This window comes from Archangium sp. (assembly GCF_036388035.1).
Classification (GTDB): domain Bacteria; phylum Myxococcota; class Myxococcia; order Myxococcales; family Myxococcaceae; genus Archangium.
Map to the genome: position 1 here is coordinate 1 of NZ_DASVSO010000853.1, position 8,010 is coordinate 8,010.

The following is an 8,010-nucleotide window of genomic DNA, read 5'->3' on the forward strand; positions in this document are numbered from 1 at the left end:
CCCCCGGATGTCTGGCCGGGGGCGTCTGCTAGCCTCGACTCCCATGCCCCTCGACCCGCAGGCCCGAGCCTTCCTCGACATGGTTGCCAACATGCCACCGCTCGACACGCGCACCGTCGAGGAGAACCGGGCGCAACTCGCGGGGGTCGTGCCGTTGACCGGGACGCCAGCCGAGCTGGCCTCCGTCACCGACGTGACGCTGCCCGGACCGGCCGGCGATGTGCGGGTGCGGGTGTACCGGCCCGGCACCGAGGCCCGGCTTCCCGTCGTGGCGTACTTCCACGGCGGCGGATGGATGCTGTGCGACCTGGAGACACATGACACGACGTGCCGGGACATCGCCCGCCACGCCGGCGCCGTGGTGGTGGCGGTCGACTATCGCCGCTCACCGGAGCACCCCTTTCCCGCGGCCTACGAGGACTGTCTGGCCGTCACGCGCGCCCTCTTGGACGGCAGCGCCGGTCTCGGGACGGATGGGGCGCGGGTCGCCGTCGCGGTCGACAGATCGGCGAGCGGCTGCGCGAGGCGTTCGGCGGCTGAGCGGCCCGGGCTTCAGTTCCCGACGAGGCGGGGGAACGCCAGGGAGGAGTCCCCCGTCGGGTCCACGTACTTGCGTGCCACCATCTCGCGCACGCGCTCCGAGGTGACGTAGCGCAGGTGGGGCTGGGCGGCGGTGGCGGCCTCGAGGGCGACACGCGCCACGTCGTCCGCCGTCTGCCATGGGCCGAAGAAGGCATTGGCCTGGGACGCGTACGTCTGGAACATGGACGCGTACGCCTGGGCCATGGGCTGGTAGGGACCCGGGTCATCGAGGCCACGGCTCACGACCTGGATGTTGTTGACGAACTCCGTGATCACCGGCCCCGGCTGGATGAGCGAGATGTGGACGCCCAGGTGGCGCGCCACCTGGGCGAGGCTCTCCATGAAGCCCTCCACCGCGAACTTGGAGGCGCTGTACGCATCGTTGAGCGGCTGGCCGAGCAGCCCGCTGATGCTGGAGATGGTGAGGATGCGCCCCGAGCGCCGCTCGCGCATCGCGGGGAACACGGCCTGCGTCACCCGCCACACGCCGAAGAAGTTCACCTCCATGATGCGCCGGAGGGCCTCGGGAGGCGTCTGCTCCAGGGCGCCGAAGAAGCCCGCCCCCGCGTTGTTCACCAGCACGTCGATGCGGCCGTGGCTCTGAATCACTCCCTCCACGCACTGGCGGACGGAGGCGTCGCTCTCCACATCCAGCGCGCGGATGTCCAGCCGGACACCCTCCTTGGCGGCGCGGGCGCGCAGGGGCTCGGCCTTCTCCAGGTTGCGCAGGGTGGCGATGACCTCGAAGCCCTCCTTGGCCAGCTGGATGGCCGTGCTGAGCCCGATGCCCGAGGAGGTGCCGGTGACGAGTGCGGTAGGTGCCATGAAGGTGTCTGCTCCGGGTGTCTCGCGCCGCGGGAGGCGGCGTCGTGGGGTGAGCTTCCGCCCCCATGCTCCCCGACCGCAAGCGCCCCCCTCCACCTGGGGCGTCCCGCGAGGAGACCTCCCGAGGGCTCGCCTACAACAGCCGCACCAGCTCCGTCACATGCGGGTCCTGCTCGCCGGCCTGGGCGAGCGCCTCCGCCAGGAGCCGCACGTAGTCGCGATTGGGGCCGCTGGGGCCCCGGGCGGAGCGCACCACCGCGGCGATTTCCTCCAGCGTGGCGGGCCCCAGGTAGTGGGGATTGGACGGGCCGGCCACGTACACCACGGCCTCCAGGGACGAGGCCTCGCGCGTCTCCAGCCATACCCGGTGCCGCTCGTAGCCGCCCTGCTCTCGAAAATCGAGGTGGGTCAGCACCTCTTCCACACGCTCGGTGGCGATCCTGTACGCCACGCCCCAGCAGCGCGCGCCGGGCTCTGGCACCAGCGTCACCACCCGCCCGGGCGCCTCGGGCACGCCCCGGTGGTCCGTCGAGCCCTGCCAGAAGCGCCGCGCCCAGTCCCTCAGCCACGCCTCACGGCGCTCTTCATAGGGGAAGGAGGGACGGAAGATGAGTGAGCCGTAGCCGAAGATCCACATGGGGGCGTTCGCACCCCCAGGTTCTCCAGGCCTCCGTCCGGTGTCAACGTCCCTCCAGGTTGCCCGCCTGGCGCGACTACCGCACCTGGATGGCGTCGGCGATGACGGTATAGCCCGCCGTGGTCCAGCGGCTCAGCTGCACCTTGTTCCAGCCCGCGGAGAAGCTGTAGGTGCCCAGCGTGTTCCACTTGCCGCCGTTGAGCTGCTGGTTCACGTTCACCGTGGCCAGCTTGGTGCCCGCGGCGTTGTAGACGATGAAGGGCGCCGTCGTGGAGCGGTTGGTGCCCGCGGTCCACCAGGCGTCGATCGTCTTGGTGGCCGCCGCCGGCAGGTAGAACCAGAACGTCGCCGGATCCGACACCGCCGCGGTGCTGGCGTAGAAGTAGCCCGAGCCGTAGTAGCCCGCCGACGAGGACGCGGAGATCCAGTTCGTCGACAGCTCGATGTAGCCCTTGGCCGTGTCGTTGGCGGCGTTGTTGCTGTCGATGATGATGCCCGTGGTGGGCGTTGTCCCGCCCGTCGTCCACAGGTACGTCACGGTGACCCAGTCGTTGTTGCTCAGCCCGAGGTCGTACCAGAACGACCCATCCGCGATGTCGATGCCCGCGGGATTGGCCGGCCGGCGCCCGAACTGGTCGTATCCACCGTTGTAGCCATCCTGGTAGGCGGCCTGCGCCTCGGGCTTGCCCTGCGGCAGGTCCTTCCACATCTCGCGGACGCTCGAGGGATTCCAGTAGTCATCCTTCGTGTTCCAGGGCCCCACGTCCCAGACGGACGTGGTGGTGCACTTGCCCGTCACCGCGTAGCAGACGCGCACCTGGTACTCGGTGCCTCCGTTGCTCGCGAGGGCCCGGCGCGACGGCAGCGCCACGAAGCGATCGCTCGTCTTGATGACGTGGCCGTTGGCCGTCGTGCCGCCCACGAGCCCCTCGCGCGTGGCATAGACGCGGTAGCTCAACGCGGCCAGGCCCTGCACGTCTCCTTGGGAGGCGGTGCCGCCCTCCAGCGTTCCCTCCAGCTTCACGTCGCGCACCAGGGGACCGCGGCCGTGGTCGTCCGCCAGCAGCGCGAGCCTCACCTGCACCTCCGTGCCCGCCCAGGGCAGGCGCACGGCCTCTCCCGCGCTCGAGGTGCTCCACTCGCTCCAGCCGCCGCTGGCCGAGCGCACCCGGACATCCACCTCGACGCCCATTCCCAGGGCGCTCTTCGCCTGGAGCAGCGGCCGGACGGTGTCCACGGGCTGCTCCAGCCGGCGGGCCGGGAAGGTGTAGAGGCCCGTGAGCTGGAGCTGCCCTTCACGCCTGCGCATGACGGCATAGGGCTCGTACACCAGGCCCTCGCGGGTGCGCACGAGCTCGCCCGTGCCCTCTCCGGTGGCGAGATCCTCCGTCCAGCGCTGGGCGCTGGCGCTCCCCGGCGAGGCCGCACGGAGCGCCTCCGCGGGGGCCTCCTGGGGGGCCTCGGCGAGCGCGGCGCCTTCCGCCAGCGCTACTCCCAACATCATCGTCATGAAGGTGGACCGCAACGTCGCGCGCATGGACCGTCTCCTGGAAAATCGCGGGTTATTCGATTTCACTGTTATTTTTGAGGAGCAATGAAAACGGGTTATTCGCTCCTTCCAGGAAGATGGCCCAAGCCCCTCACGGACTCCAGGGAAAATAAACTCCGTCGTCTGGTTGCCAGTGGCGGCGCTCAGGCCTTGCCACGGCCCAGCACCCGCTTGCCCCCGAGAAACACGAGGAGCGCCACCGCGCCGGCCAGGATGCCCACCAGGGCGTTGGCCACCATCGACGAGAGCCCCTCGAGCAGCCCTCCGACACCGGGCACCGCGCCCGCGTGATGCGCCAGACCCTCGATCGCGTGGTGAAGCGGGGGGAGGCCGTGCGCGATGATGCCGCCGCCGACCAGGAACATGGCCACGGTGCCAGCGATGGACAGGAACTTCATGAGCAACGGCGCCCCCTTCAGCAGGCCCGCCCCCAGGCCTCGCTGGAAGCGCGCCCCCGCGCCGTCGCCGGACTTCCGGCTGAGGTAGAGCCCCGCGTCGTCGAGTTTGACGATGCCGGCGACCAGGCCGTAGACGCCCACGGTCATCAGCACGCTCACGCCGACCAGCGACATCACCTGGGTCATGAAGGGGGCGGTGGCCACGACGCCCAGGGAGATGACGATGATCTCCGCCGAGAGGATGAAGTCGGTGCGCACCGCGCCCTTGATCTTCTCCTTCTCGATCGCCACCAGGTCGACGTTTGGATCGGCCAGGGCCTGGACGAGCTCGGCGTGGTGGGCCTCGTCCTCGTCATGGCTGTGCAGGAACTTGTGCGCCAGCTTCTCGACGCCCTCGAAACACAGGTACAGGCCGCCCAGCATCAGCAGGGGGATCACCAACCAGGGCACGATGGCGCTGATGGCCAGCGCCGCGGGCACCAGGATGGCCTTGTTCACCGCCGAGCCCTTGGCCACGGCCCACACCACGGGCAGCTCCCGGTCGGCGTTGACGCCAGTGACCTGCTGGGCATTGAGCGCCAGGTCATCGCCCAGCACGCCGGCGGTCTTCTTCGCGGCCACCTTGGTCATCAACGACACGTCGTCGAGGATGGTGGCGATGTCATCGATCAGGGCGAGCAGGCTGGACCCGGCCAAGTGAAGGCTCCGTGCGGTGAGGGTGGGGTCGCTGCATGGGGGGCGACGCGGGCGCGCATCGTAGTCCGCCCGGGCGGGGTCGCACGCGGAGTTTCTTCGCGAAGCGGGTTGTCCTTCTGACTCCTGGCAGCGGAACTCCTACTCCCGGTAGAGGTGGCGCCGGAGGAAGCCGAGCGCCCGGTTCCAGACATCGTCCCAATCCTGCGGCCGCATCATGTGATCCGACTCCGGGTACTCGTAGTGCTCGACGTGCGCGCCCAACCCGGGGTGATGCTCCCACACGGTCCGTGCGAAGTCGCGGGACCAATCTTCAGCGGCCCGGCGCACCCCAGGACAACCGGTAGGTGACGCTGGTGTCATCGAAGTGACGCAGCTCCACCCGCACGTCCGCCGTCCCCGCGCCACGCAGTCCGGCCAGCAGCACGCCTCCCATGAAGTAGCGCAGCAAACCGGGCTCGTTCATCCACAGGTCCGCCTCACTCGGGCCCACCTCGCTGAGGCGCACCTCGGTGTAGTTGTTGGCCGAGCGGAAGTTCTTCTGCATCCGCCCCAGCGTCCGGTGCGGCCCCAGCAGCCGCAGCAACCCGAACGTCGCGCTGCCCATCGTCGTCTCGAGGTAGCCGTCCACCATCCGCTCGCCCATGTGGCGCAGGGCCAGCTCCTGGGACTCGCTCGGGTAGAGCGCCTGGGCCGCCAGGGACACGCACCGCAGCCATGTGTCCAGCGGGTAGGCCGGCAGCAGGGGACGGTCCAGGTCGAGCCCCACCCGCCGCAGCTGTTCCTTCAGCTCGGGAGAGATCCTTCCAGAGAGTCCCCGCTTGAAGAGGCCCTCCACGGTGTGTGCGAAGACGAGCCGCTCGCTCATGGGACCCTTCCTGCTCCGGGTTCACCGTCCAGGTCAAGCTCCCACCCGAGTGCGAGAGGCGTTGCCCGGAAAAGCAGGCCCACGGGTCCAATCATTTGTTACCGCCGGAAAGGGAATTCCATGGGCCACGAACGTTTCAATCGGGTGTGTCAGGTGGCGGTTGCCGCCGCCATGTTGAGCGCATGTGAGGGTCTGCCCTCGGATGGACAGGAGCCATCGCCGTACTCCGATCGCAACGGGATCGGAATGGTCCCCCCGGCTCCTGCGAGCGAGTCGACTCCGCCCCCCGTGCCCCTCGACATCCGCCGCTCGCTGGCCGTGACGGAGAAGAGCATCCTGGCCCGGTTCGGTGGGCGGCGGGTGTTCAGCAGGCTCGTCGCGGACCAGGGTGGGGTGGGCTTCACTCCGGAGCAGCTCTTCCGCCAGCTCTGGGACACGCAGAACCCGGCGCCCGGACAGCCGGACCTGCCGGGCATGCCGCACTGCACCGATCAGGGCAACACCCTCAACGGCTTTCCCTACGTGTGCCGCCCGAGTGAGGGCGGACAGGCCCTGCCCACGTCCGTCATCAACCTGGACAGCTATGCGGCGGTGGGCCTCTACAACCGCTTCGACCTGGCGCCCGTGGACGGTGCCCACTGCGGCGAGTACCGCATCGTCCTGGCCAAGCTGCCCTTCACGCCCGCCCTCCGCAACTTCATCATCTTCGAGGCGGTCTTGCCCAACCCGCACCCCGAGCTGGGGCTCGAGGGGTGCCGGCCGGTGGCCAGCTTCTGGGGTGGGCTGTCCGCCGAGGCGGATGCCCGGGTTCGCGCCGACAAGCTGGAGGCCTTCTACTTCACGGGGCTGCCGGGCTTCGAGCCGGTGGTGGGCATGAACCACTACGGCAACAACCCGATGAGCCTGGGCCAGGTGCGCACCAACCAGTTCCTCCAGGGCGGGCCCAACGCGCCTCCGGTGCCGTGGATGATGCGCGAGTTCAAGCTCGTGAGTGACTGCACCTCGCAGCCCTCCTGCACGCTGAAGTTCCTCCCGGCGACGGTCAAGACCAACCCCTTTGGCGGGCTGTTCAACCCGGCGTCCACGGATCCTCGGGCCGCCGCGTTCCAGAGCCACTTCGTCACCCAGGTGGCGGGCCTGGCCGTCAATGACCTCAACCGCTTCAACTACGCGGTGCCGGATACCTTCAACGCCGGCCAGAGCGACTCACGGACCCCGGGCGTGGCGGATGACTACCTCGCCCAGCTCGGCCCGGGTCCCAGCCCGTTCCACGCGGCCATCGGCCAGGAGCTCGCCCGGGTTGGCAGCACACTCACGCCTCGGGACGTCGTCGCCCGTGCCCAGGCCCTGTCCTGCGGCGGCTGCCACCAGCGCAACAGTGGCAGGCCGGTGGGTGGGGGCCTGACGTGGCCCGCCTCGGCCAACTTCGTCCACAGCACGGAGAACGATGATCCGGCGGACCCTGGCCGCTTCGCCATCTCCCCGGCGCTCCGGGATCAGTTCCTGCCCCTGCGCAAGGCGGTGCTGGAGCGCTTCCTCCAGGCGCCCACGCAGCTCGGCGCTGTCCCGTAGCCTCCGGCTCTCCACACCCAGACGGGCTCTCAAGCGCTCACAGGGCGGCAGCGTGGCACCACCACGCAACCAGCCCTGGAGTGCAGTCCCACTCCTCGCTTGCTCCACGGGCAGGGCGAGACTGACACCGCCTTTCCAAGCTGGCTTCACCTGGAACCGAGCAATGCTGTTCTTAAGTTAACGCCGCTGTTGGTTGGATTTGCCAGGAGAACTGCATGAAGCGGTGTTCACTACTGTTGTCGATCTGTACAGCCCTGTGTCTCTCCATTGCCGGATGTGGCGCGGAAAAAGATGATTCGGAAGCTCCACCCGCTGAACCACCTGTCGAGCAAGGTTCGCCAGACACTGACACCTCACAGCAGCAGCCCCCCGGAGAGCAAGAACCCGGAGAAGGGCAGGTGCAGGCGCAAGGCAAGTCGTGCACAGCCACCTGCACCGTGCAGAACTATGGAACAGGCACGTGTCCGGCTACCGTCGTCGGATATGGAAGAACGACCTTCCTCGGTGGCTGTAACAAGGCATGCAACAAGGCAATAGAAGATGCCTATTCAAAGGCGCTGCCCGCTGGTTGCGTGATTTACCAGTGTGGCACTGACGGCTGCTAGCACACGCAAACGTCTGCCTTCTCTTCTGAGAAGCACGAAGGGCCCGACTCCGAGCTGGGGGCGGGCCCTTCCGCTGTACTGGAGCCACCCGTCGTAGAGGGCGAAGACGGCGCACAGGCCCGCGACGGAGACGGAGCGGGGCCAGCCGATGAGAGACCCCAGCCCGAGCGTGGAGACCATGAAGACGCAGGCCGTCCTGCTGATGAACCGGGCCACGGTGGCCTCGCGGGTGGCGGCGTCCGCCCAGAGGTGCTCGGCGAGCAGCTAGGTGCCGAGAGGAG

At 68.7% G+C, this 8,010-nt stretch carries 8 protein-coding genes; 2 read left to right on the top strand and 6 right to left on the bottom strand.

Translation table 11 applies throughout. From position 1 onward, the window contains the following. A partial coding sequence (locus VF697_RS35215; protein WP_331101982.1) for an alpha/beta hydrolase fold domain-containing protein occupies positions 1–652 on the top strand: 652 nt, incomplete at its 5' end. Here VF697_RS35215 and VF697_RS35220 read toward each other — a convergent pair. The 6 genes from VF697_RS35220 to VF697_RS35245 all read right to left on the bottom strand — a co-directional run bounded on the left by VF697_RS35220 (position 553) and on the right by VF697_RS35245 (position 5,552). Beyond that, positions 553–1,407, bottom strand: coding sequence for an SDR family oxidoreductase (locus VF697_RS35220; protein ID WP_331101983.1), 855 nt, complete (start codon positions 1,405–1,407; stop codon positions 553–555). The genes VF697_RS35215 and VF697_RS35220 overlap by 100 nt on opposite strands. Before the next feature lie 133 nt (positions 1,408–1,540). After that, positions 1,541–2,044 carry a gamma-glutamylcyclotransferase gene (locus tag VF697_RS35225; protein ID WP_331101985.1) on the bottom strand — a complete coding sequence of 168 codons (504 nt, stop codon included), beginning with the start codon at positions 2,042–2,044 and terminating at the stop codon, positions 1,541–1,543. Between the two features lie 76 nt (positions 2,045–2,120). After that, entirely contained in the window at positions 2,121–3,581 is a 1,461-nt protein-coding gene (locus tag VF697_RS35230; protein WP_331101987.1) for a hypothetical protein, read from the bottom strand. Positions 3,582–3,736: 155 nt separating this feature from the next. After that, on the bottom strand, positions 3,737–4,687 hold the full coding sequence (locus tag VF697_RS35235) for a DUF808 domain-containing protein (RefSeq protein ID WP_331101989.1): 951 nt from the start codon (positions 4,685–4,687) through the stop codon (positions 3,737–3,739). Positions 4,688–4,825: 138 nt separating this feature from the next. Next, complete coding sequence (locus VF697_RS35240; RefSeq protein ID WP_331101991.1) at positions 4,826–4,948, bottom strand: hypothetical protein; 123 nt, start codon at positions 4,946–4,948, stop codon at positions 4,826–4,828. A 49-nt stretch (positions 4,949–4,997) separates the two neighbouring features. Further along, positions 4,998–5,552: a DUF2378 family protein gene (locus tag VF697_RS35245; protein ID WP_331101993.1), complete on the bottom strand. Its 555-nt coding sequence runs from the start codon at positions 5,550–5,552 to the stop codon at positions 4,998–5,000. Between the two features lie 288 nt (positions 5,553–5,840). On the opposite strand from VF697_RS35245, the gene VF697_RS35250 reads away from it, so the two are divergent. After that, the gene (locus tag VF697_RS35250; RefSeq protein ID WP_331101995.1) at positions 5,841–7,124 is read left to right on the top strand and encodes a hypothetical protein; all 1,284 of its coding nucleotides are present in this window, start codon (positions 5,841–5,843) and stop codon (positions 7,122–7,124) included. Positions 7,125–8,010: the final 886 nt, after the last annotated feature.